18 protein-coding genes are annotated in these 22,466 nt (G+C 68.5%); 11 read left to right on the top strand and 7 right to left on the bottom strand.

What is annotated here, in order from left to right:
• Nucleotides 1-63: 63 nt before the first annotated feature.
• Nucleotides 64-1,260, bottom strand: a complete 1,197-nt coding sequence (locus tag HMPREF3165_RS07865; protein WP_009747518.1) for a Gfo/Idh/MocA family protein — start codon at nt 1,258-1,260, stop codon at nt 64-66.
• A gap of 280 nt (nt 1,261-1,540) precedes the next feature.
• Here HMPREF3165_RS07865 and HMPREF3165_RS07860 point away from each other — a divergent pair, with 280 nt between their 5' ends.
• Complete coding sequence (locus tag HMPREF3165_RS07860; RefSeq protein WP_070512175.1) at nt 1,541-2,620, top strand: LacI family DNA-binding transcriptional regulator; 1,080 nt, start codon at nt 1,541-1,543, stop codon at nt 2,618-2,620.
• A 79-nt stretch (nt 2,621-2,699) separates the two neighbouring features.
• Nucleotides 2,700-3,662, top strand: coding sequence for an aldose 1-epimerase family protein (locus HMPREF3165_RS07855; protein ID WP_070512172.1), 963 nt, complete (start codon nt 2,700-2,702; stop codon nt 3,660-3,662).
• 116 nt (nt 3,663-3,778) lie between these two features.
• Here HMPREF3165_RS07855 and iolG read toward each other — a convergent pair whose 3' ends face one another.
• From iolG to HMPREF3165_RS07835, 4 genes are all read right to left on the bottom strand, one after another.
• Nucleotides 3,779-4,768, bottom strand: a complete 990-nt coding sequence (iolG, locus tag HMPREF3165_RS07850; protein ID WP_070512171.1) for an inositol 2-dehydrogenase — start codon at nt 4,766-4,768, stop codon at nt 3,779-3,781.
• Between the two features lie 190 nt (nt 4,769-4,958).
• Nucleotides 4,959-6,035: a transaldolase family protein gene (locus tag HMPREF3165_RS07845; protein WP_070512168.1), complete on the bottom strand. Its 1,077-nt coding sequence runs from the start codon at nt 6,033-6,035 to the stop codon at nt 4,959-4,961.
• A 153-nt stretch (nt 6,036-6,188) separates the two neighbouring features.
• Entirely contained in the window at nt 6,189-7,175 is a 987-nt protein-coding gene (locus tag HMPREF3165_RS07840; RefSeq protein ID WP_070512165.1) for an IS481 family transposase, read from the bottom strand.
• Nucleotides 7,176-7,243: 68 nt separating this feature from the next.
• Complete coding sequence (locus tag HMPREF3165_RS07835) at nt 7,244-7,609, bottom strand: VOC family protein (protein WP_070512162.1); 366 nt, start codon at nt 7,607-7,609, stop codon at nt 7,244-7,246.
• Nucleotides 7,610-7,704: 95 nt separating this feature from the next.
• Here HMPREF3165_RS07835 and HMPREF3165_RS07830 point away from each other — a divergent pair, with 95 nt between their 5' ends.
• On the top strand, nt 7,705-8,685 hold the full coding sequence (locus HMPREF3165_RS07830) for a helix-turn-helix transcriptional regulator (RefSeq protein WP_070512159.1): 981 nt from the start codon (nt 7,705-7,707) through the stop codon (nt 8,683-8,685).
• On the opposite strand, the gene HMPREF3165_RS07825 is transcribed toward HMPREF3165_RS07830, so the two are convergent.
• Nucleotides 8,682-9,434 (bottom strand): GntR family transcriptional regulator, encoded by a 753-nt coding sequence (locus tag HMPREF3165_RS07825; protein WP_060956611.1) that lies wholly within the window; start codon nt 9,432-9,434, stop codon nt 8,682-8,684. The two genes, HMPREF3165_RS07830 and HMPREF3165_RS07825, sit on opposite strands and share 4 nt — an antisense overlap.
• A 248-nt stretch (nt 9,435-9,682) precedes the next feature.
• Here HMPREF3165_RS07825 and iolC point away from each other — a divergent pair, with 248 nt between their 5' ends.
• The 8 genes from iolC to HMPREF3165_RS07785 all read left to right on the top strand — a co-directional run bounded on the left by iolC (nt 9,683) and on the right by HMPREF3165_RS07785 (nt 21,432).
• Complete coding sequence (iolC, locus tag HMPREF3165_RS07820; protein ID WP_070512240.1) at nt 9,683-10,705, top strand: 5-dehydro-2-deoxygluconokinase; 1,023 nt, start codon at nt 9,683-9,685, stop codon at nt 10,703-10,705.
• 10 nt (nt 10,706-10,715) lie between these two features.
• Nucleotides 10,716-11,630 (top strand): Cgl0159 family (beta/alpha)8-fold protein, encoded by a 915-nt coding sequence (locus tag HMPREF3165_RS07815; RefSeq protein ID WP_070512157.1) that lies wholly within the window; start codon nt 10,716-10,718, stop codon nt 11,628-11,630.
• Between the two features lie 125 nt (nt 11,631-11,755).
• Nucleotides 11,756-12,670 (top strand): 5-deoxy-glucuronate isomerase, encoded by a 915-nt coding sequence (gene iolB / locus HMPREF3165_RS07810; RefSeq protein ID WP_070512154.1) that lies wholly within the window; start codon nt 11,756-11,758, stop codon nt 12,668-12,670.
• A gap of 54 nt (nt 12,671-12,724) precedes the next feature.
• Nucleotides 12,725-14,632, top strand: coding sequence for a 3D-(3,5/4)-trihydroxycyclohexane-1,2-dione acylhydrolase (decyclizing) (gene iolD, locus HMPREF3165_RS07805; RefSeq protein WP_070512153.1), 1,908 nt, complete (start codon nt 12,725-12,727; stop codon nt 14,630-14,632).
• Between the two features lie 370 nt (nt 14,633-15,002).
• Nucleotides 15,003-16,496, top strand: coding sequence for a CoA-acylating methylmalonate-semialdehyde dehydrogenase (locus tag HMPREF3165_RS07800; RefSeq protein WP_070512150.1), 1,494 nt, complete (start codon nt 15,003-15,005; stop codon nt 16,494-16,496).
• 521 nt (nt 16,497-17,017) lie between these two features.
• On the top strand, nt 17,018-18,634 hold the full coding sequence (locus tag HMPREF3165_RS07795; protein WP_070512148.1) for an MFS transporter: 1,617 nt from the start codon (nt 17,018-17,020) through the stop codon (nt 18,632-18,634).
• Between the two features lie 182 nt (nt 18,635-18,816).
• Nucleotides 18,817-20,097 carry an MFS transporter gene (locus HMPREF3165_RS07790; protein WP_070512145.1) on the top strand — a complete coding sequence of 427 codons (1,281 nt, stop codon included), beginning with the start codon at nt 18,817-18,819 and terminating at the stop codon, nt 20,095-20,097.
• Nucleotides 20,098-20,253: 156 nt separating this feature from the next.
• Nucleotides 20,254-21,432 (top strand): zinc-binding dehydrogenase, encoded by a 1,179-nt coding sequence (locus HMPREF3165_RS07785; protein WP_070512142.1) that lies wholly within the window; start codon nt 20,254-20,256, stop codon nt 21,430-21,432.
• Nucleotides 21,433-21,980: 548 nt separating this feature from the next.
• Here HMPREF3165_RS07785 and HMPREF3165_RS07780 read toward each other — a convergent pair.
• Entirely contained in the window at nt 21,981-22,244 is a 264-nt protein-coding gene (locus HMPREF3165_RS07780) for a hypothetical protein (protein WP_070512140.1), read from the bottom strand.
• Nucleotides 22,245-22,466 lie beyond the last annotated feature (222 nt).

The raw sequence follows: 22,466 nt of genomic DNA, 5'->3' as shown, positions 1-22,466 counted from the left end.
TGCCGCAGGGGTTGTTGTGATGGGTGGTGGTGGAGTGAAGAGAAAGGTGCAGTGTGGGGCGGCTCAGGCGTCGAAGGTGGTGCGTCCCTCGACACGGGGGACCTCATGCCACTGGCCGTCGGCCGCCGAGGCGACGACGGCCTCGTCGACCTCCGCGGCGCACCAGGCGTCGGCGGCCGAGGGGGCCACCTGCTTGCCGGTGAGAATGGATTCGATGAACTGCGCGGCCTCAATGGCCTTCATGTCGTCAAAGCCCATGGAGGTGCCGATGGCGGGCTGGAAGCGCTGCCACTGGCCCCACTGGGGGCCGGCCATGGCGCGGGTGTAGCCGTGGGAGGCCCCGCCGTCGAGCACGGGGCAGATCTCCAGCTCGTTGAGGCGCTCGAAGTTCCAGCGGGCCGAGCCCTTCGTGCCGTAGACCTCGACGACGTACTCGGCGCGCGGTCCCACGCTGACGCGGGAGGACTCCATGGTGCCCACGGTGCCGTTCTCGAAGCGCACGAGCATGGAGACGTAGTCCTCGTTCTCCACCGGGCCCACCTCGTCGCCGATCTCGAAGCCCGAGTGGCCGATGCCCATCTTGGTGGGGATGGGGCGCTCGGTGATGAAGGTGTCGGTGACCGCGGTGACTGAGGCGATGCGACCCACGATGTACTGGGCCAGGTCCGCCCCGTGGCTCATGAGGTCGGGCACGACGCCGGCCCCGGCCTTCTCCTTCGAGGCCCGCCAGGTCAGGGGGCCCATGGGGGAGGAGTTGTAGTCGGCGATGAACCACACGCGCACGTTCGTGATCCGGCCCAGCTCGCCGCCGCGCACCAGGGAGCGCAGGTACTCGATGGCCGGGGTGTGGCGGTAGTTGAAGCCGACGGCGGTCATCAGCCCCGCCTTCTCTGCGGCCTGGGCGATCTGCCGGGACTGCTCGGCACTGACCCCCATGGGCTTCTCGATCCAGAAGGGCTTGCCGGCCTCGACGGCGGCCAGGGCCATCTCGTGGTGGAGGAAGTTGGGGGCGCAGATGGAGACGGCCTCCACCTCGGGGTCGGCCAGCAGATCGCGGTAGTCGGCGTAGGCGCGCTCGAAGCCCAGATTGTCCACCGCCTCCTGGCGCACCTCCTCCACGGGGTCCGCGGCGGCGACCAGCCGTGGGGTCACCCCCAGCTCGGGGAAGCGCTCGGCGATGGCGCGGTAGCTGCGGGAGTGAAGCCGTCCCATCCAGCCCAGGGAGATGACTCCGATGCCCAGTATTGACTTATTGGCCATAACGGTCCTTCCCGACAACATTGTCGGCTGCTGCGTGTGTGGAGGTGTCTCCGGAAGCCCCAGGAGACACCCGTCGTTAATGACGTCACAGGAAGATATCAGAGCAACTTTGTCCTGACAAGAGGGAAGTATGAGGTCTGATGACCTTTCTGAGCAGGGCCTCGTGCTCACCGGTGTTCTCGGATAGGATGTGCTCAACCGGTGTCCAAGGATGGACCCCGGATCCCGCGGATCGTGCCGGTCCGTGAGGCACAACGGCGTGGAAGGGGAGACGTCTGCCGTGGAAGGACCTCGAGGACGAGGCGGGCGGGTCACGATCAGGACCGTCGCCGAGCGCGCCGGCCGTTCCATCTCCACCGTCTCGGCGGCTCTCAACGGCACCGACGGCGTCGCCGAGAAGACCCGTGGCGAGATCCTGCGCATCGCCTCCGAGCTCGGCTACCAGGCCGACCCGCGCGCCCAGTTCCTGCGCCGTAGCCACACCGGGCTCATCGGTGCCAGCTTCGCCATTGGGCAGGCCTACCAGGGCCTCATTGTGGACGGGCTCTTCCAGGCGGCCTCCGCCCTGGAGCATGCGCTGGTGCTGGCCACCTCCACCCCGCACCGCGATGTGGCCGACGGGCTGCGCTCACTGCTGCTCCAGCGCTGCGAGGGCCTCATCCTGGTCGACCCCGACCTCTCCGTGGACGCCCTGGCCGGCATCGGGGACCGTCCTCCGGCGGTCCTCATCGGGACCAGTATCGAGATGGAGGACGTCGATGAGGTCCACTCACGTGACGACGTCGGTATCCAGATGCTCGTCGATCACCTGATCGACACCGGGAGGCGCTGCATCACCCACGTGGACGGCGGGAAGGAGACCGCCGCGGGGCGACGCATCCAGAGGTTCGGCCAGGCCATGGAGAGCCGCGGACTGGGGCGAGGCGCGCGGGTGGTGCCCGGGGGAGGCGATGAGGACAGCGGCGCCAGGGCGGTCCACCACCTCATCGAGGCCAACGAGCTGCCCGAGGCGCTCCTGTGCTTCAACGACCACTGCGCCGTCGGGGCCCTCATGGAGCTGCGCCGTCAAGGGGTGCGGGTGCCGCAGGACCTGGCCGTCACCGGCTACGACGGCATCCCGGTCACAGCGGCCTCGGCCTTCTCCCTGACCACGGTGCGCCAGGACGCCCGTCTCATCGCCGAGGTGGCGGTCCGGGCGCTGCTGGCCCGGATGCACCCGGACCAGGACGGACAGATCCCAGCGGAGGTGGCCGGTGAGGACCGGCCTCTGGGGGGCCGCCTCTACCGGGTGGTCCCCGAGCTTGTTGTCCGCGACACGACGGCCCCGCCGCGCGAGCGTCGGGCTGAGGCCTGTGCCTGATGCGGCACGCGGCTACGGTAAACCTCATCAAGGAAGCCACAACCGAGGGGCGCACGCCCCGAACACTGGGACAGGAACCATGATTAACGGAGAACTCATCGACCTGGTCGCCGGCGACTACGAGGCGCGTATCGCCTCATCGGGTGCCATGCTCGTCCACCTGCGCCGCCAGGGGCGCGACCTCATCATGCCCTTCGACGCCGAGGCTACGCTGCCCGCAGGCTGGCAGGGAAAGACCCTGTTGCCGTGGGCCAACCGCATCGCCGGGTCCTGCTACGACTACGCGGGCACCGAGTTCCTCGTGGGCTGCAACGAGCCGGCCAGCGGCTCGGCCCTCCACGGCCTGGCCGGCTGGATGGACTGGCAGGTCGCCGACGACGACCCCTCCGGCCCCGACGACGGCGCCCCCCGCAGCCGGGTCGTCCTGGAGCTGAGCCTGCTGGCCTCCTACGGCTACCCCTGGAGCCTGGAGGCCAGCGCCTGCTTCGAGCTCGACGCCGAGCGCGGACTGAGCGTGACCGTGACCGCCACCAACGTCGGCGCGGCCCGCCCCGCCCCGTCGGTCCCCGGCGCGCCGGAGGTCGAGGGTGAGCCCGCCCCCGCTCCCTACGGCGTGTCCTGCCACCCCTACCTGACGCGCTCGGTACCCCTGGACGACTGCGTCCTGACGATCCCGGCGGCCGAGGTCCTCGACGTCGATGAGCACATGGCCCCCACGCACCGGCGCAGCGTGGAGGGCACCGACTGGGACTGGCGGGGCGGCCGGCTCGTCGGGGCCACCCAGACGGACAACGCCTACACCGCCCTGCCCGAGGGTACCTGGGAGGTGAGCCTGCGCGGCGGGCAGGGGAACCGCGCCGTCATCATGAGCTCGGACGTCCCCTGGGTGCAGGCCTACACCGCCGACGAGCTCTCCCGGCCCGGCGTGGCCATCGAGCCCATGACCTGCCCTCCCAACGCCTTCAACAGCTGGGAGGACCTCATCGCCCTCAAGGTGGGGCAGACCCACTCCTTCACCTACCGCCTCCACGAGGAGGACTGAGCGCGCACGCGGCCTTGCTGAGGCCGTAACGGCCCTGCAGGCGCTGAGAACGCGGGTGGGCGTCGTCGAGACGGAATGCTCGACGACGCCCACCGCGCGTCAGAGGGGGTCGGTGCTCAGCTCAGACGCACCGGCTGCCCGGAGTGGGCCGACTCCGTGGCGGCCTCGGCCAGGCGCAGGGCGGCGATGGCGTCCTCGATGCCGGTGGGAGGCGTGGTGCCGGCCTCGACGGCCTCGATGAAGGCGCTCAGCTCGATGCGGTAGGCGTCGGCGTAGCGCTCCAGGAAGAAGTCGAGGTAGGGCTCCTGGGCGTCGGTGACCTCGCCGTTGGACAGGCGCACCGTGGTGGCACGGATGTTCTCGGCGAACAGGGCGCCCTCGCGGCCCGAGGCCTCGAGTCGCTGGTCGTAGCCGGAGGAGCAGTGGCGGTTGTTGATGATCGTGGCCACGGCGCCCGAGGCGGCCTTGAGGGTGACGACGGCGGCGTCGAAGTCGCCGGTGTCCTTCAGGGCCGGGTCGAGGTTCTGTCCGGCGGCGTAGACCTCCTCGATCTCACCCAGGAAGAAGCGGGCGGTGTCGAAGTCGTGGATGGTCATGTCGCGGAAGATGCCGCCGGAGACCTTGATGTACTCCGCCGGCGGGGCGGCCGGGTCGCGGCTGATGATGGTCAGCTGCTCGATATCGCCGATCTTGCCGGCCTCGACCGCGGCGCGGGCGGCGGCGAAGCTGGGATCGAAGCGGCGGTTGAAGCCGAACATGACGGGGACCGTGACGGCATCGAGCTCGGCCTGGGCGGCCTCGACGTCCTTCATGTCCAGAGCGATCGGCTTCTCGCACAGCACCGCCTTGCCCGCCTTGGCGGCGGCCAGCAGGTGGCGGATGTGCAGTGGCGTGGGGGAGCCGACGATGACGGCGTCGATCTCGGGGTCGGCGAAGACCTCCTCGGCGTCCTTGCAGGACCGGGCCCCGTAGGTGGCGGCGAGCTTCTCGGCCGCGTCCTCGAAGGGGTCGCAGACCAGGGCGAGCTCGGCCTGGGGGTGGGCGGCGATGGTCTTGGCGTGGACGTGGCCGATGCGGCCGGCACCGATGACGGCGATGGAGAGCATCCTTGCTCCTTCTGCGTGTGAGTGGGTGTGTGGGGTGGTGTCTGAACTGTGGAAAGTGGTGGGGTGGGCGGTTCGAGGGTGCGGAACGTGTGGACATGACCGAACACGCCGTGGACCCGCCCGGTGCGGCGGGTGCCGCTGCGGTCGTCCGGGCCCCCACCGGGACCCGGACGATCCCGACTGGAGTCGATCAGGGCTGGGGCATGATGACGTCGCGCACCAGGGCGTCCAGGTCGGCGTCGGCCTGGAGGAAGCCGCGCAGGGTGCGGCGAGTCGCGCCGAAGGTGTCGAACTCCTCGGGCGTCATGCCGTCGGGCTCGTAGGCGCGCACGAACTCGGGGATCGACAGGAGCGTCTCCATGATCTCGGGGGCCACGGGCTCGTTGATGCGCTCGACGACCTTGTAGCCGGAGTCGTTGATGAGCTTCTGCCAGGCGAAGGGCGGGGAGACGACCAGGTCGCCGCCGACCAGCTCGGACCACTGCAGCACGTTGCGGAAGGCGGCTGACAGCACGCGGGCGCGCAGGCCACGGGCCTGGAACTCCTGGTAGGCGCGCTTGAGGGCGGCCACGCCGCCCCACTCCAGGTGACCGGGGTCGATGAAGAGCTTGTCCCGCTTGGCCACGATCTTGAGCCAGTCGTCCAGGCGACCGCCCATGAGGGTGACGACTGGACCCATGGTGGAGACGTCCTTGCCCTCGGCCTCGCGGCGCTTGAGGCCGCGCTCGATGGCCTCACCGGTGGCCACGGCCTGGGGCACGGAGAAGGAGACGGTGACGTTGACCGACACACCCCGGTAGGTGGCGTCCTCGATGGCCTTGACGCCCACGGAGGTGGCGGGGATCTTGACAATGATGTTCTTGGCCAGGTTGGAGAACTCCTCGGCCTGGTCGGCAAGGGCCTTGGCGCTGCGGGCCAGGCGCGGGTCGGTCTGCATCGACAGGCGACCGTTGCGGCCCTTGTGCTCCTCGAAGATGGGCTCGAGCAGCGTGGCGGCCTCGATGCTCATCTCGCGCACGACCTGCCAGCCGATCTCGGATTCGGTGGCCTCGGGCATCTCCTCGGCCAGCTCGGCGATGCGGGGGAGCCACACGTCCTTGCGCTGGTTGATGCAGGTGTAGGCGATGGTGGGGTTGCAGGTGGCGCCGACGCCGCCGAAGGAGATGGACTGGCGCAGCTCGTCGGGGTCGGCTGAGTCGTTCCACAGGGCGGTGGGCGTGTTGCGGGCGGCGTCGAGAAGGGGTCCGGGGGTGTAGTCGATGCTCATCGGTTCTGTGCTCTCTTTCGGGTTCATCCGCGCAGGCGTCCTTGCAGCCGCGGTCCGGTAGCCCCTATTGAAGTGTGCTCGACGGCATCTGTCAATAAAATGTCAGGACAAAGATTCCTGGGAGTGTGGGTGACTCCTGTGTTGGGGTGAGAGCTAGCTGTACTGACCGGAGACGTTGGTCAACCGTGAGAAGGGCGGCTGGTTCCCGCAGGCGGTGTGGGGACGGTGGTGGTTGTAGTAGTGCAGCCAGCCGTCAAGCTCGCCCCGGCGCTCGGCCTCGGAGGTGTAGCAGCGGGCATAGGCCCAACCATCGGCCAAGGTGCGGTGGAATCGCTCGATCTTGCCGTTGGTTTGCGGCCGATACGGGCGGGTTCGCTTATGTCGGATGCCCAGCTCGGCGCAGGTGTCGCGCCACAGGTGTGAGCGGTAGGCGCCGCCGTTGTCGGAGAGCACTCGTTCGACGGTGACGCCCCGCTGGTTGAACCACTCGACGGCTCGGACCAGGACAGCGGTGGCGGTGAGGGCGGTTTCGTCGTCGTGGATCTCAGCGTAGGCGACGCGGGAGTGGTCATCGATGACGGTGTGGACGTAGGCATTGCCCATCAACGGGTCCCGGTACCTATTCTTGGGCTTGCCAGGGGTGGCGGCGCGGTTCTTCTCGCCCTGCTGACGGCCGACGTAGCGCCAACCGCCACCGTCGGGGATGTTGCCGAGCTTCTTCACGTCCACGTGCAGCATCGATCCGGGGTGGTCGTGTTCGTATCGACGGACCGGTTCGCCGGTGGCGCGGTCGACATGGGACAGCCGGTTCAAGTGTGCGGCGACCAGAATGCGGTGGACGGTCGACGGGGCGATGCCCAGTCGACAGGCCAACTGCACCGGCCCCTCCCGGAGGCGCAGCCGTAGGTCGATGCAGCGCCGGGAAGTCTTCCCGCTGGTCCGGTTCGGCGAGCGATGGGGACGGGAGGACCGGTCCTGCATTGATTGGCCTGCCCGGTAACGGTCGGCCCAGCGTTTCACAGTGGGCCAGGAGACCTGGAAGCGGGCGGCCACCTCGCTGATCGGCCATCCCTCGTCGACGACGAGCTGCGCCACCTTGAGACGGTGGCGTGGGGTGAGGGCAGCGTTGGGGTGTGACATGGTTTCCTCGACAAAGAGTCGTGGCGGCGAGCTGCTGCTCGCCGCCACGTAGGGGATGGGGTGGGATGTCAGTCGACGGGGCTGACGCGGATGAGGTTGCCGTCTGGGTCGGCGATCACGAAGGTGCGGCCGAACACGTCGTCGTGGGGCTCCTCGACCACCCGGATGCCCTTGGCGACCCACTGCTGGTAGACCTCGTCGATGGCGTCGCCCCCGCCGGGCAGCATCAGTCCGAGCTCGCTGGTGCGCGGCGTCTCCGGGGTGGTGTGTTTGTTGTGGCCGGTCCAGATCGCGAACAGGACGCCGGGCGCGACCTCGAAAGCGACATAGCGGGGGCTGGTGAAGGTGGGCTCGATGTCGAACAGGTCGCTGTAGAACGCGGTGGAACGCTGAGCGTCGGTCACGTAGGTCAGGAACAGGTTGGGTGCCGTCATGGCGGGCCTCCAAGGGTTGGGCTGGCGTGTGAACGTCTCCCAGCACATCACCGATACACGACAGTTCCTGTCATATTTTTTGTTAAAATGAGGACATGAAGGCTTCTCGTCTGCTGTCGATCGCCCTGCTGCTCCAAGTGCACGGACGGATGACCACCCAGCAGCTCGCTGACCGCTTTGAGGTGTCTACCCGGACGGTCCTGCGCGACGTTGAAGCCCTGTCCGCTGCCGGTATCCCAGTCCATGCAGAACGCGGCCGTCATGGCGCGATCGTGCTCGACGCGCGTTCCCGTCTGGACCTGTCACGGCTCGATCCCTCCGAGCTGCAGCTCCTCGCGGCAGTCGGCCTCAGCCCCGACCAGCTCGCACAGATCGGCCTGGGAGAGGTAGGTGAACACGCACGCGCCAAGCTCACGGCAGCCATCCGTCGCTGGGGCCCAAGCGAACCGCCTCTGGCCGATGTCCTATTGATCGACCCTGCCGGATGGTTCACGCCTGCCACGACCCGGGACCTGTCGAGTTTGCTGGCTGCGGCCCGGCAGGGCCGCCGGCTCGTCGTCACCTACCGCCACAGCGGACACGCCACTGCCGACACCTACCAGGTCGACCCCTACGGACTGGTCAGCAAGCAGGCCGCCTGGTATCTGGTTGGTGACGTGGACGGCACGCCGCGCATGTTCAACACCAATCGCCTGGTGACACACAAGGCTATGGACGAACCGGCCGTGTTGCGGCCCGGCCAGCCCTTGGAGAAAGTCTGGGATCAGTTGGTCGGCACGCTCACCACCGACGCGAGCGTGGAGATTAACGCTCACCTGCGGGCCAACCGGCTGGACCTCGCCGCCAGGATCCTGGGGAGCCGTCTGGTCGACGTATCCAATCCCGTCGACGAGTGGCTCACCATCACCGTGGCCTATCCCGACATCGAGTCGGTTCGCCAGCTCCTCCAATTCGGGGACCACATCAAAGTCCTCGACCCACCTGAAGCCGTGCAGCGCGTCCATGACCTCGCCCACCAACTGATGCAAGCTCACAACCCGGCAGGCTTAATCAACGTCTCCGGTCAGTACAGCTAGCTGGAGAACAGCGAGGTCTCGAAGGTGTAGCGCGAGGCCCGATAGATGTGCTGCCCGTACTCGATGATGCGGCCCGACTGGTCGTAGGTGATGCGGGTGGCGGTCATGAGGGCGGCGCGGCGCCGCTCGTGGAGGAGGTCGGCCTCGCGGGCGGTGGCGTTGCGGGCCCCGATGATCTGCTTGGCCGTGGTGGGGATGACGTCCTGGGCGCGCAGCAGGTCGTAGAGGCCTCCGGCCTCCAGCTCCTCACGGGTGGGGGCGATGGCTGCCGGCATGAGGTTGGACAGCACCGCGATCGGCTCGCCGTCGGCGCAGCGGATGCGGGTGCAGGTCACGACGGCGGTGCCCTCCTCGACCTCGAGGTGCTCGGCGGCCTCGGCGTCGGCCTCGTGCTCGACGTAGTCCAGCACGCTCGTGGAGGTCGTGTGGCCGGCCGCGGACAGATCTGACAGCAGGCTCGTCAGCTGCATCGGGCGGTGGACGTGCATGGGGGAGACGATCGTGCCCACGCCCCGACGGCGCTTGACCAGGCCGCGGTCCACCAGGTGCTGAAGGGCCTGGCGCGCCGTGGGGCGGGAGACCTTCAGTCGCTTGGCCATCGAGAGCTCGTCCTCCAGACGGCTACCGGCGGGCAGTGTGCCGTCAAGGATGAGTGCGGCCAGCGGCTCGGAAATTTGCGTGTGCAGCGGCGTCTTGGACTCGCGGTCGATCGTGATGTCGAGGGCGAAAGGGGATGTTGAATCGGGCATGAGGTGAGCCTGTGTCAGACGTGATAATGCCTCGAGCATACGGATGCTGTGTGCTGATGTCACGCACTGTCGCCATCCTGTGGCTGCTGTGCGGGAAGATGGGTCCTAAATGTTCTGACAAATGCTTGACCTGGAGCGGTCCAGTGGGGCAGGCTTCGCAGTGACGCCCGACGCAGACCTCCGTTCCGCAGGCCTGCAGCCCCCAAGGATGTGGAGACGCGATCACCGTGACGACAGCAACGACCCAGGTGACCGAGGCGGTCGCGCCCGAGAGCTCGCCCGCAGCCGCCGGAGACGCCGACCGGCTCGACGTGCTCACCATCGGGCGCTGCGGCATCGACATCTACCCCCTTCAGGTCGGCGTCGGGCTGGAGGACGTGGAGAGCTTCGGCAAGTTCCTGGGCGGGAGCCCCACCAACGTGGCGGTGGCCGCCGCCCGCTACGGGCACCGCTCCGCCGTCGTCACCGGCGTGGGAAACGACCCCTTCGGGCGCTTCGTGCGCACCGAGATGAGCCGCCTGGGGGTCGACGACCGCCACGTCGTCACCAAGGCCGCCTACAACACCCCGGTCACCTTCTGCGAGATCTTCCCGCCGGATGACTTCCCCCTCTACTTCTACCGCGAGCCCTCGGCCCCCGACCTGGAGCTGACCTGGGAGGACCTGCCGCTGGAGGCCATCCGCGACGCCTCGATCTTCTGGATCTCGGTAACCGGCCTGAGCAAGGAGCCCTCGCGCTCGGCCCACCACGCGGCCCTGGGCACCCGCGACCGGCGGCGCTTCACGATCGCCGACCTCGACTACCGCCCCATGTTCTGGAAGGACAAGGAGACGGCCCACCGGGAGGTCTCCAGGATCCTTCCCAAAGTCACCGTCGCCATCGGCAACCGGGAGGAGTGCGAGGTCGCCGTCGGCGAGCGCGACCCCGAGCGGGCGGCCGACGCCCTCCTGGAGGCCGGCGTCGAGCTGGCCATCGTCAAGCAGGGCCTGGAGGGGACGTTGGTCAAGACTCGCACCGAGCGGGTGGAGATGCCCGTGACCTCGGTGGAGACGAAGAACGGTCTGGGAGCCGGGGACGCCTTCGGTGGGGCCATCTGCCACGGCCTGCTGTCGGGCTGGTCGCTGGAGAAGACCATCTTCGCCGCCTCCACCGCAGGAGCGATCGTCTCCTCGCGACTGGAGTGCTCCACCGCCATGCCCACCGAGCCCGAGCTGCTCGAGCTCATGCGCGCCCGCCGCGACGAGGTCGCCCCAGGGCTGACGGACCTGTGAGGAGTCCCCGATGAACGCATCATCTACCCCTGCCGCCTCCGCCTCGGGGCCGCGGCCGCTGACCGACGCCGTCACCGAGATCCGGGCGACCGACCCCGATCGCATCAGCCGGGCCCTGGCCCAGCGCCCCCGCGCCGACCTCGCCGGGGCCGGGCGCCTCATGGTCATCGCCTGCGACCACCCGGCCCGCGGGGCCCTGGGGGCCGGCGAGAGACCCCTGGCGATGGCCGACCGCGAGGACCTCCTGCGGCGTTGCATGACGGCCCTGTCCCGCCCCGGCGTCAACGGGTTCCTGGGAACGGCCGAGATCATCGAGGACCTGACCCTCCTGGGCGCCCTGGACGGCAAGCTCGTGTGGGGCTCGATGAACCGGATCGGCCTCCAGGGGGCCTCCTTCGAGATGGACGACCGCTTCGGCGCCTACGACGCTGACGGCATCGAGGCCTCCCACCTCGACGGCGGCAAGATGCTCACCCGCATCAACTACGCCGACCCCGCCAGCGCCGCCACCCTCGAGGCCAGCGCCAAGGCCATCGACTCCCTGTCCGAGCGCGGCCTGAATGCCATGATCGAGCCCTTCATCTCGCGGTGGGAGGGCGGCCGGATCGTCAACGACCTCAGCGAGGAGGCCGTCATCCGCTCGATCTGCATCGCCCAGGCGCTGGGGCGCAGCTCGGCGCACACCTGGCTCAAGCTGCCCTGCGTCAGCGATCCCGTCTCGATGCGGCGCGTCATGGCCTCCACCTCCCTGCCCAGCCTCATCCTGGGCGGCGAGGTCTCCACCGACCCCGAGGCCACCCGCGCCTCCTGGGCGGCGGCCCTGGAGCTTCCCAATGTCAGGGGACTGGTCGTGGGCCGCTCCCTGCTCTACCCGGGCAATGACGACGTCGAGGCCGCCGTCGACGCCGCCGTCGCCCTGCTGTGAGGACCTGACACGTCCCGCCACCGGAACCGCCGCAACCGCTGCAACCCCCGTCAATCGGCCCCGGCCGGGCCACCCCATACGAGACAATCCCCACGAGTACCCCCAGGAGCCGAAGGAGCACCACCATGGGCCACACCGACCGCACCGCCCAGTCCGAGACATCGGACCAGTCCCGCTACGTCATCCGCGCCGGCGAGCTCGCCCACGACAGCTACGAGCTGGACCTCACCCCGGGGCGGGCCGGCTGGGAGTGGTCCTCCCTGCGCGTGGTGGCGCTCGCCCCTGGGAAGCCCCTGACCGTGCCCGCCGGTGAGCACGAGTACCTCGTCCTGCCCCTGTCGGGAGGCTGCACCGTCCAGGCCGGCAGCGAGCGCCTCGAGGTGGCCGGGCGCGAGTCGGTCTTCACCGACATCACCGACTACGTCTACGTCCCCCGCCACACCGAGGTGACCCTCACCAGCGCTGACGGCGCCCGCATCGCCCTTCCCGGCTCCAAGGCCACCACCGACAAGCCGCTGCGCTACTGCCCGCGCTCCGAGGTCGGCACCGGCCTGCGCGGGGCCGGCCCCTCCTCGCGCCAGGTCAACAACTACGCCCTGGGCAACGACGTCGAGACCTCCCACCTGCTGGCCTGCGAGGTCCTGACCCCCGGAGGCAACTGGTCCTCCTACCCGCCCCACAAGCACGACGAGCACACCGAGGTCGAGCGGGTCCTGGAGGAGATCTACTACTACCAGGTCCGCGCCGGCGAGGGTGACGCCGAGGGCTTCGCGCTCCAGCGCATCTACCCCTCGCCCGGCCACGACATCGACGTGTGCACCGAGGTGCGCGGCGGCGACGTCGTCGTCATGCCCTACGGCTACCACGGTCCCTCCGTGGCCGCCCCCGGCTACGACCTCTACTACCTCAACGTCATGGCCGGCCCCGCCGAGGACTCCGTGTGGCTCATGACCGACGACCCCCACCACACCTGGGTGCGCCAGACCTGGGAGGGCCAGGAGGTCGACCCGCGCCTGCCCATGACCCCCATGAACGACTAGCCGATCCGCCTTTCGACCGCCCCCACCACCTGAGAAGAGCAGAGAAGAACCACGATGAGCAACGAAGCCTACGCCGGCACGATCCGCCTGACGGTCGCCCAGGCCACCATCCGTTTCCTGTCCAACCAGTACTCCGAGCGCGACGGCGTCGAGCAGCGCCTCATCGCCGGGGCCTTCGGCATCTTCGGCCACGGCAACGTGGCCGGCATCGGCCAGGCCCTCCTGCAGAACGAGATCGCCCGCGCCGACGGCGAGCAGGAGATGCCCTACATCATGCCCCGCAACGAGCAGGGGCAGGTGCACGCGGCCGCCGCCTTCGCCAAGACCACCAACCGCCTCCAGACCTACATGTGCACGGCCTCCATCGGCCCGGGCTCCCTCAACATGGTCACCGGGGCCGCCCTGGCCACCACCAACCGCCTTCCGGTGCTGCTCTTCCCCTCCGACCAGTTCGCCACCCGCGTCCCCGACCCCGTACTCCAGCAGCTGGAGGACCCCACCAGCCTGGACGTCAGCGTCAATGACGCCTTCCGGCCCGTCTCGCGCTTCTTCGACCGCATCAACCGGCCCGAGCAACTCATCCCCTCACTGCTCAACGCCATGCGCGTGCTCACCGACCCCGCCGAGACCGGCGCGGTCACCATCGCCATGCCCCAGGACGTCCAGGCCGAGGTCTTCGACTGGCCCGTGGAGCTGTTCCGCAAGCGCGTGTGGCACGTGCGCCGCCCGGTGCCCGAGCCCGCTGCCCTGGAGCGCGCCGTCGCCCTCATCAAGGCCGCCAAGCGGCCCCTCATCATCGCCGGCGGCGGCACCATCTACGCCGGAGCCAGCGAGGAGCTGCGCGCCCTGGCCACCGCCACCGGCATCCCGGTGGGCGACACCCAGGCCGGCAAGGGCGCCATCAACTTCGACCACCCCAGCGCCGTGGGCGGCGTGGGCTCCACCGGCTGCGACTCCGGCAACCACATCGCCGACAAGGCCGACCTCATCATCGGCGTGGGCACCCGCTACTCCGACTTCACCACGGCCTCCAAGACCCAGTTCAAGAACCCCGACGTGAAGTTCGTGAACATTAACGTCACCCCCTTCGACGCTGCCAAGGAGAGCGCCGAGATGGTGGTGGCCGACGCCCGCGAGGCCCTGGCGGCCCTGACAGAGGTGCTCGCGGACTACCGCGTCGAGGCGGCCTACTCCGAGGAGATCACCGCGGAGAAGGAGGCCTGGCTCAAGGCCACCGAGCGCTGCTACCACCTGGACCACGGGCCCCTGCCCGCCCAGACCGAGGTCTTCGGCGCCCTCAACGAGCTCATGGGGGAGGAGGACGTGGTCATCAACGCCGCCGGCTCCATGCCCGGTGACCTCCAGGCCCTGTGGCAGGCCCGCAGCCCGCTGCAGTACCACGTGGAGTACGCCTTCTCCTGCATGGGCTACGAGGTGCCCGCCGCCATGGGCGTCAAGCTCGCCCGCCCCGAGGCCGAGGTGGTCTCCATCGTGGGCGACGGCACCTACCAGATGCTCCCCATGGAGCTGGCCACGGTGGTCCAGGAGAACATCAAGGTCATCTACGTCCTGCTGCAGAACTACGGCTTCTGCTCCATCGGTGCCCTCTCGGAGTCCCGCGGCTCCCAGCGCTTCGGCACCAAGTACCGCCAGCGCGGCGAGGGCAGCCACCTGGCCGACGAGCAGGTCATCGACGGCGTCGACATCGCCGCCAACGCCCGCTCCTGGGGCCTGGACGTCCTCGAGGTCCACACCATCGCGGAGTTCAAGGATGCCTACCGCAAGGCCGAGGCCTCGGACCGTCCCACGATGATCCACATCGAGACCGACCTCTACGGCCCCAACCCGCCCGGCTCGAGCTGGTGGGACGTGCCGGTCTCGGGGGTCTCCGAGCTGGAGTCCACACAGCGCGCCTACGAGGAGTACTTGCGTGACCGCAAGCCTCAGCGTCACTACCTGTAAGGCCTCTACCTGAAGGGATCGCAGGTAGGACGCGGATGACGGCGCGCTTCTGCGCCGGCCGCGACGGCGGGGGTCCACGGCTGATGGTGCCGTGGACCCCCGCCGTGCGCGTGCCCCCCGTCCGGTGAGGGCGTCGCCGGTCGCTGTGCCGGCGGCGCTGCGGAGGGGATGCCAAGATCACGATGTGGTCAACGCCCCGATTATGTTCTGACAAAACGGCGCCATTCGCCGTCTGGGACGTTAGGCTGGGGGCACATGCAAGGCGCTGGGCGCCCGGCCGGTCCGCCACTGAGACCTTGGTCTGAGTCCGGCCCTACCCACCCCATAGGCGGGGCGGGTCCGCGAAACCGACAATCAGGAGTCGATAACGATGAGAACCATTGCGCACTGGGTTGACGGAAAGTACTACGAGGGAAACCCGATCGGGCGCTTCGCCGTCGAGAACCCGGGGACCGGTGAGGTCGAGGCCGAGCTGCTCCAGGCCTCCGACGCCGACCTCGACCACGCCGTCGAGGTGGCGCGCCGTGCCCAGAAGGAGTGGGCGAAGGTCTCGCTGGCCAAGCGCACCGCCATCATGTTCCGCATGCGCCAGCTGGTCCTGGACCACCAGGACGAGATGGCCAAGATGATCGTGGCCGAGCACGGCAAGAACTACTCCGACGCCATCGGCGAGATCCAGCGCGGGCGCGAGACCCTCGACTTCGCCACCGCCATCAACCTGGCCCTCAAGGGCGAGCACTCCTTCGACATCTCCACCGGCGTGGACATCCACACCCTGCGCCAGCCGGTCGGCGTCGTCGCCGGCATCTGCCCCTTCAACTTCCCCGCCATGGTGCCCATGTGGATGCACCCCATCGCCATCGCCACCGGTAACGCCTTCGTCCTCAAGCCAGCCTCGGCCACGCCGTCTGCGGCCCTGCTGACGGCCGAGCTCTACAAGGAGGCCGGCCTGCCCGACGGCGTCTTCAACGTCGTCTCCGGCAACCGCACCATGGTCTCCAAGGTCCTCGAGCACCCCGGCATCGACGCGATCTCCTTCGTGGGCTCCACCCCGGTGGCCCACATCGTCCAGAACACCGGCGTCACCCACGGCAAGCGCGTCCAGGCCCTGGGCGGGGCGAACAACCACGCCATCGTCATGCCCGACTCCGACCTGGACTTCGCCGCCCAGCACATCTCCGCCGCCGCCTTCGGCGCCGCCGGCGAGCGCTGCATGGCCCTGCCCGTCGTCGTGGCCGTGGGCGGCTGCGGTCCGGATCTGGCCCGCCGCGTCAAGGCCCACGCCGAGAAGATCAAAGTCGGCTACGGCATGGACGAGGGCGTCGAGATGGGGCCGGTCATCGACGCCAAGTCCAAGGAGTTCATCACCGGTCTTATCGACGACGCCGAGGCCAAGGGCGCCGAGGTCGTCCTCGACGGCCGCCCCCTGGTCATCCCCGGACACGAGAAGGGCCACTTCCTCGGCCCGACCATCGTCGACAACGTCCCCCTGGAGTCCTCGCTCTACACCGAGGAGGTCTTCGGGCCGGTGCTCGCCATCGTCCACGCCGACACCTACGAGGAGGCCATCAAGCAGGTCAACTCCTCGCCCTTCGGCAACGGCGCGGCCATCTTCACCAACGACGGCGGCGTGGCCCGCCGCTTCGAGCTCGACGTCGAGGCCGGCATGGTTGGCATCAACGTGCCGATCCCGACACCGGTGGCCTACTACTCCTTCGGCGGCTGGAAGGAGTCGCTCCTGGGCGACACCCACATCCACGGTCCCGAGGGCGTGCGGTTCTACACCCGTGCCAAGGCGGTGACCACCCGCTGGCCCTCGGAGAAGACCTACGCCGCGACCATGTCCTTCCAGCGCGAGGAGTAGGCCCGGCTGCTCCGCAACCCAGCAACGCGGACGCACCATAGACCTTGAGGGCCGATCCTTCAGGATGAGTCCGCGGGCCCTATGGTGCGTCCGCGCCTTGTTGGGGTAAGGGGGCGCCCTACTTCCAGAGCCCTGTCACCGGGCGCCGGCGGAGCGTGGACGCCTGCCGGGGGTCTTGAGGCTGCTGCGTGCTCGCAGGCGTTCAGGTGGTGTCATCGGGAGAGTGGTGACTGAAGTCGCCCGCCATAATCGTCCTGGTGGACCTGTGCCTCACCCCCGCGGATGATGACTTTTCGGTGGCAGAACAGCATATTCCCGGGGTGTCGTTCAAGGGTCTGAAAATGCCTGACGTCAGCACTTCCCCAGAGGCTATTGTCATGACATTATGTGTATGTCGACGTGGATGTCGGTGCCGCCCCTGCGCTGCGGGGCGGTGACCGGCGGACCGGGCCATCCGGTTCACCCAGCAGCGCTCTCTTTCGCCTCCGCCAATGATGGCGGACGACCCAAGGAGTTCTTTCATGTCCACAACACCAAGTTCTGCGGTGCACTACACGCCGGAGAAGATCCGGGAGCTGGTCGACCAGACCCCCGCCTCAGGGCCGAAGCGCTCGCTCGGACTCATCGCCCTGGTCGCCACCCTCGGCTCGTTGCTCTTCGGGTACGACACCGGTGTCATCTCCGGCGCCCTGCCCTACATGTACCTGCCGCACGGCGCCGACGGCCTGCAGATCACCTCCTGGGAGGAGGGCTGGATCGGCGGCCTGCTGTGCATCGGCGCCGCGCTCGGCGCCTCGGTCGGAGGCAAGCTCTCCGACAAGTACGGGCGCCGGCACAACATCATGCTCCTGGCCATCGTCTTCTTCATTGGGGCGCTGGGCTGCACGGTCTCGCCCAACATCTGGGTCCTCTACTTCTTCCGGATCGTGCTGGGCTTCGCCGTCGGTGGTGCCTCGGCGATCGTTCCCGTCTTCCTTGGTGAGACGGCCCCCAAGCGCATTCGCGGCACCCTGGTGGCCGTGGACCAGATGATGATCGTCTTCGGCCAGTTCCTCGCCTTCTCTATGAACGCCGTCCTGGCCCGCATGTACGGCGGCCCGGAGGTCACCCTGGCCAACGACGTCGTCAATAAGTCCGGTGAGGTCGTCGCCAAGGCCGGCGACAAGGTCGCCTGGGAGAGCGTGCAGCACTTCAGCAACGTCGTGGTCGAGTCCGGCAACGGCATGACCTGGCGCTACATGCTCGTCCTGGCCACCCTGCCCGCCGTGGCCCTGTGGTTCGGCATCCGCCTCATGCCGGAGTCCTCGCGCTGGTACGTCGCCAACCTGCGCATCGCCGAGGCCATCGGCTCCCTCAAGCGGGTGCGCGACGAGTCCAAGGACGGCTCTATCGCCGAAGAGGTCGACGAGATGCTGGAGATCCAGCGCAAGGAGGCCAACCAGGAGAAGTGGGGGCTGGCGCAGATCATGGGCGTCAAATGGACCCGCCACCTGCTCTTCATCGGCATCATCCTGGGCCTGGCCGACCAGGTCACTGGCATCAACACAGCCATGTACTACACGCCCAAGGTGCTTTCCGCGGCCGGCCTGCCCATGAGTGACGCGATCTCCCTCAACGTCGTCTCCGGATTCGTCTCCTTCGTGGGCTCCGCCATCGGTCTGTGGTTGGTCACCAAGTTCGCCCGCCGCCACGTGGGCATCTACCAGGAGGCCAGCATCGTGGTCTCCCTCGGGCTCCTGGCAGCGGTCTTCTACTTCCTCATCCAGCCCTACCAGGACTCCGACGGCAACATCACGGGAGCCCCCGCCTTCGCCCCCTACCTGGTGCTGCTCATTGTCTCGCTGTTCGTGTTCGCCAAGCAGTCCGGGACAGTCACCTGGGTCCTTATCGCGGAGATCTACCCCGCCAAGGTGCGCGGTACAGCGATGGGCCTGGCTGTGGGCACTCTGTGGATCGGCAATGCGATCGTCGCCGCGGTCTTCCCCGTCATGATGGAGAAGCTCGGAGGGGCGGGGACCTACCTCATCTTCTGCCTGTTGAACGTCCTGTCACTCATCTTCTACATGAAGTTCGTGCCTGAGACGAAGTACCACTCCTTGGAGGAGCTCGAGGTGCGTTTCGAGAAGGAGTACAGCTGAGGCCAAGTGAGGGACTGCGGCAGTGGCTAGTGAAGTTGAGCCGAGACGGTCGGATTGAAGCAACCGTCAGGCTCTGAGAAACTGCCGCAGTTCCCCTCCCGGCCTCTCCTTGTTCAGACAGCACTCCTCCCAACTGAGCTCATCACATATCTGCCGCCTATGACGTACACGGTGACTGGTCCATGAACCCGCATCCGCCGCGCAGCGCGCCGCCCGCTCCGCTCCGCCTCCGCCTGTACGCATGGGCGGCAGGTCTGTTCCTCGGTGCCTTGGAAGGGGCGCTGGCTATCGAGGTCGCCGGCGCGCGCGGCGCCGCTCTGCCCCTGCTCGGTGCCGTCGCTGTGGCGATGGTGCTGGGAACCGTCACCGGCCGCCCCCTCGCCCGGTATCTGGGGCGACGGAGAATGGGCCTGCTCATGGGGGCTCTGGCAGTGCTGGGTGCCGGGGTCGCAGCCGGGCTCGGTGGCGTCGTCGGCCTGATCGGGGCGGGCCTGGTGGGCCTTGCCGTGGGTGGGGTGCTCGTTGTGGCGCCATTGGTGTGCCACGAGCTCTCTCTGCGCGGCCACAAACGGCTCATGCCGCAGGCCATGGCTCTCGGCCCGGCCGCGGCCGGCGTCGTGGTCCTGGCTGCCTGGTGGACTCCCTCGCGGCTCCTCGTCGCCTGGGCGATGGTCGCCCTCGCTGCGCTGGCGTACCTGGCCTGCGCCCTGCTCCTGCCCGAGAGCCCGGTCTGGCTGGTGCGGCAGGGGCGCGACGTCGAGGCCTTCGAGGCGCTGCGCCGCCTGCACGGGACCCTGGAGGCCTCCGTGGCCATCGACTGGACCCGGCTGGACGCGGAGATGATGGCCGAGCAGCAAGCCATGTCTCCCGCTGAGCTGCGAGTGCCCGAGGTGCGTGCCGCCGTGCTCACCGGCGCGGTCCTCATCATCGCCCAAGAGGCGCCCCTGGGGGCGGCGGCCCTGGTCCTGGCCCCGCTGATCGCCACCGAGCTCGGCCTCGCATCCGCCGCGATCGCCGTGAGCGCCGCGACCTGGATGGGGCTGGCGCTCCTGGCCCTGGCGCTGGTGACGCGGGTCGAGCAGCTGCGCTTCCTGCGGGTGGTGCTGGGAACGGTCGTCGCCGTCCTGGGGGCCACCTTCCTGGTGACCGGCATGACCCTGGGGGGTGTGGGCGGCGCCTGGACGATCACCATCTCCCTGACGATCCTGGTCGCCAGTCAGTCCGTCCTGGTCCTGCCCGCCTGCCAGGGGGCGATCGACCCGCGGATCCCGCCCTGGCTGGTTGAGGCGCAGCGGCGCGCCTCGGCGACCGGGGGAGTCCTGGCGCGTGCCGGAGTCCTCCTGGCCTCACTGCTCATCGTGAGCTACCTCGGAACCCACGCCCTGTTCTGGGCGGCCTTCACGCTGTCGGTACTCAGTGTCGCCGTCGTGCTCCTGCGCCTGCCGCGCGAGCTCAAGGTCTAGTGGATTGGCGTGCGGGGCATCTTTGAGGATCGTGCCCTGAGCATCCGACTTCGGACCTATGATTTGTCAGGACAAATATCGTATGGTGGAGGTGTGGCCGCAAGGAGCCACTCGGCGGCCCGACGTCGTCGACACCTGACAGAGAGGCACCTGAGCATGACGAGCAACGAGGCAGTCCAGGCCTCAGAGACGACCGTGTCCATCCCCGAGACCATTCCTGAAACCATGAAGGCCGCGGTCCTGCGGGACCACGAGGTCGGCCTGCAGATCGAGACCCTGCGTACGCCCCGACCCAAGGCCGGCGAGGTCCTCATCAAGGTGGCCGCCTGCGGGCTGTGCCACTCCGACCTCCACGTCATCGGCGGCGCCATCGCCTTCCCGTTGCCGGCGGTGCTCGGCCACGAGGTCTCTGGCACCATCGTGGAGCTCGGCCCTGGCAACGAGCACACTGGCCTGACGATCGGGCAGAAGGTGGCCGGCGGCTTCCTCATGCCCTGCGGTCAGTGCGACGCCTGCGCCTCGGGGCGTGACGAGCTGTGCGGTCCCTTCTTCGACCTCAACCGCCTCAAGGGCGTCCTCTACGACGGCACCACCCGCCTGGCGACCCCCGATGGAGAGCCGGTGGCCATGTACTCCATGGGCGGCCTGGCCGAGTACGCGGTCGTTCCCTCCACCGCGGTGGCCCCCGTGCCGGAGACCATCGACATGGTGCCGGCGGCCATCCTGGGCTGCGCGGCCATGACCGGCTATGGGGCCGTGCGCCGCGGTGCCGACCTGCGCTACGGGGAGACCGTCGCCGTGGTCGCCACCGGCGGCGTGGGCACCAACATCGTCCAGATCGCCCAGGCCTTCGGTGCCAGCCAGGTCATCGCCATCGACGTTGATGACGACAAGCTCGCCCCCATGCTCGACTACGGGGCCACGGCCGTGGTCAACTCCGTCACCCAGGACGCCCGCGAGGAGGTCTTCCGGCTCACTGGCGGCAAGGGCGTCGACGTCTCCTTCGAGGCCCTGGGCATCCCCGCCACCTGGACCACCGCCCTGGATGTCCTGTCCGATGGTGGTCGCATGGTGCCGATCGGCCTGGGGGCCGGCGTGCAGACCGCCGGGGTGGAGATCAACCGCACCGTGCGCCGCTCGCAGTCGATCCTCGGCTCCTACGGGGCGCGCACCCGCCAGGACCTGCCGGCTGTCGTCGACCTGGCCGACAAGGGCGTCATCAACTACCGCGATGTCGTCTCGCGCCGCCTGCCGCTGGAGGAGGCCGGTGCCGGCTACACCGCGCTGCGCAACCGCGAGATTCAGGGACGCGCCGTCGTCGACATGTCGCTGTGATCCCAGGCGGTCAGCCCCGGTCGCCGGGGCTGACCGCCTGCTCTCATCCTCGCGCCTCCTGCTCGGGTCCTGCCGCTCTGAGTGGGAGGCGCGATGTGCGATCAGAAACCGAGGTGGCGGGCGCTCGGTGTCCACATCGGAGACAAAGGAGCCGGCGGTTCCATCAGGCCGCTGATGGAACCGCGGAATCATGCGGTTTCTTATTGGTGCTGTGAACTTGGATCCCGCCTTTGTATCCGTTTTGGACATCGGGGCCGCTCCTGCGTTGCTCGGGGAGGGTGGTGTCCGCTTGGTGGGGAGGGAAGCACCAGTAGTGAGCGGAGTCGGCATGAGAGCTTGCTGCGTCCGCGTTGCTGGGAGGGGCGGAGATGAGAAGAGGGGCGCCGCCTGTGCGGTGCCCCTCGGGATGCCATGGCTGCGCGGGCTTCCTTGGCCGCGCAGCCTCGTTGTTCTGTGCCCTTGTCGGGCTGGGTCCGGGGCCTGCGTTGCTTGTGATGCGTGGTCCGGATCCGGTGGAGCTCCAGTGAGCTCGTTGGAGTTGTCTACGCTCAGCGGGCCTCGAGGAGGTTGACGCCGGTGTAGATGCCCACGCCCATGGTGATCGCGGCCAGGACGGAGGAGGCGAACATGAGGGTCGGGATGCCGGTGACGGCGCCGACAACGGCCATGACCATGACGGCGAACATGACGGCGATCATGGCGACGGCGAAGGTGAGGCGGTTGGCGTCGGTCTGCGTGTCGGTGGTCGCCTGGGTGGCGGTGGCGGTGGTCTCGACGGTCTGGGTGGGGCGCTCGGTGATGGTGGCGGTCATGTGAGTGTTCCTCTCGGTGTGTGTCGAGCAGGTCCGCCTGACCATGAGTCGTGCGTCCCTGCACGACTGTGTGCAGCCCGTGGGCCGGACGGAGGTTTCTCCGTCACGTAGAACTCTAGGAACGCTCCACCCAATTGTCTAGACAAAGGATCGTGACGTGCGTTGCGTTGGTAGATCGTGGATCACAGGAGATCACTGAGGGAGGGCTGACTCGTTCTTGGA

This window comes from Actinomyces sp. HMSC08A09, assembly GCF_001807465.1.
In the GTDB taxonomy this organism is placed as follows: domain Bacteria; phylum Actinomycetota; class Actinomycetes; order Actinomycetales; family Actinomycetaceae; genus Actinomyces; species Actinomyces oris.
Note: the sequence above shows the minus strand (reverse complement) of the source record. Positions and strands in the feature narration are given on the sequence as shown.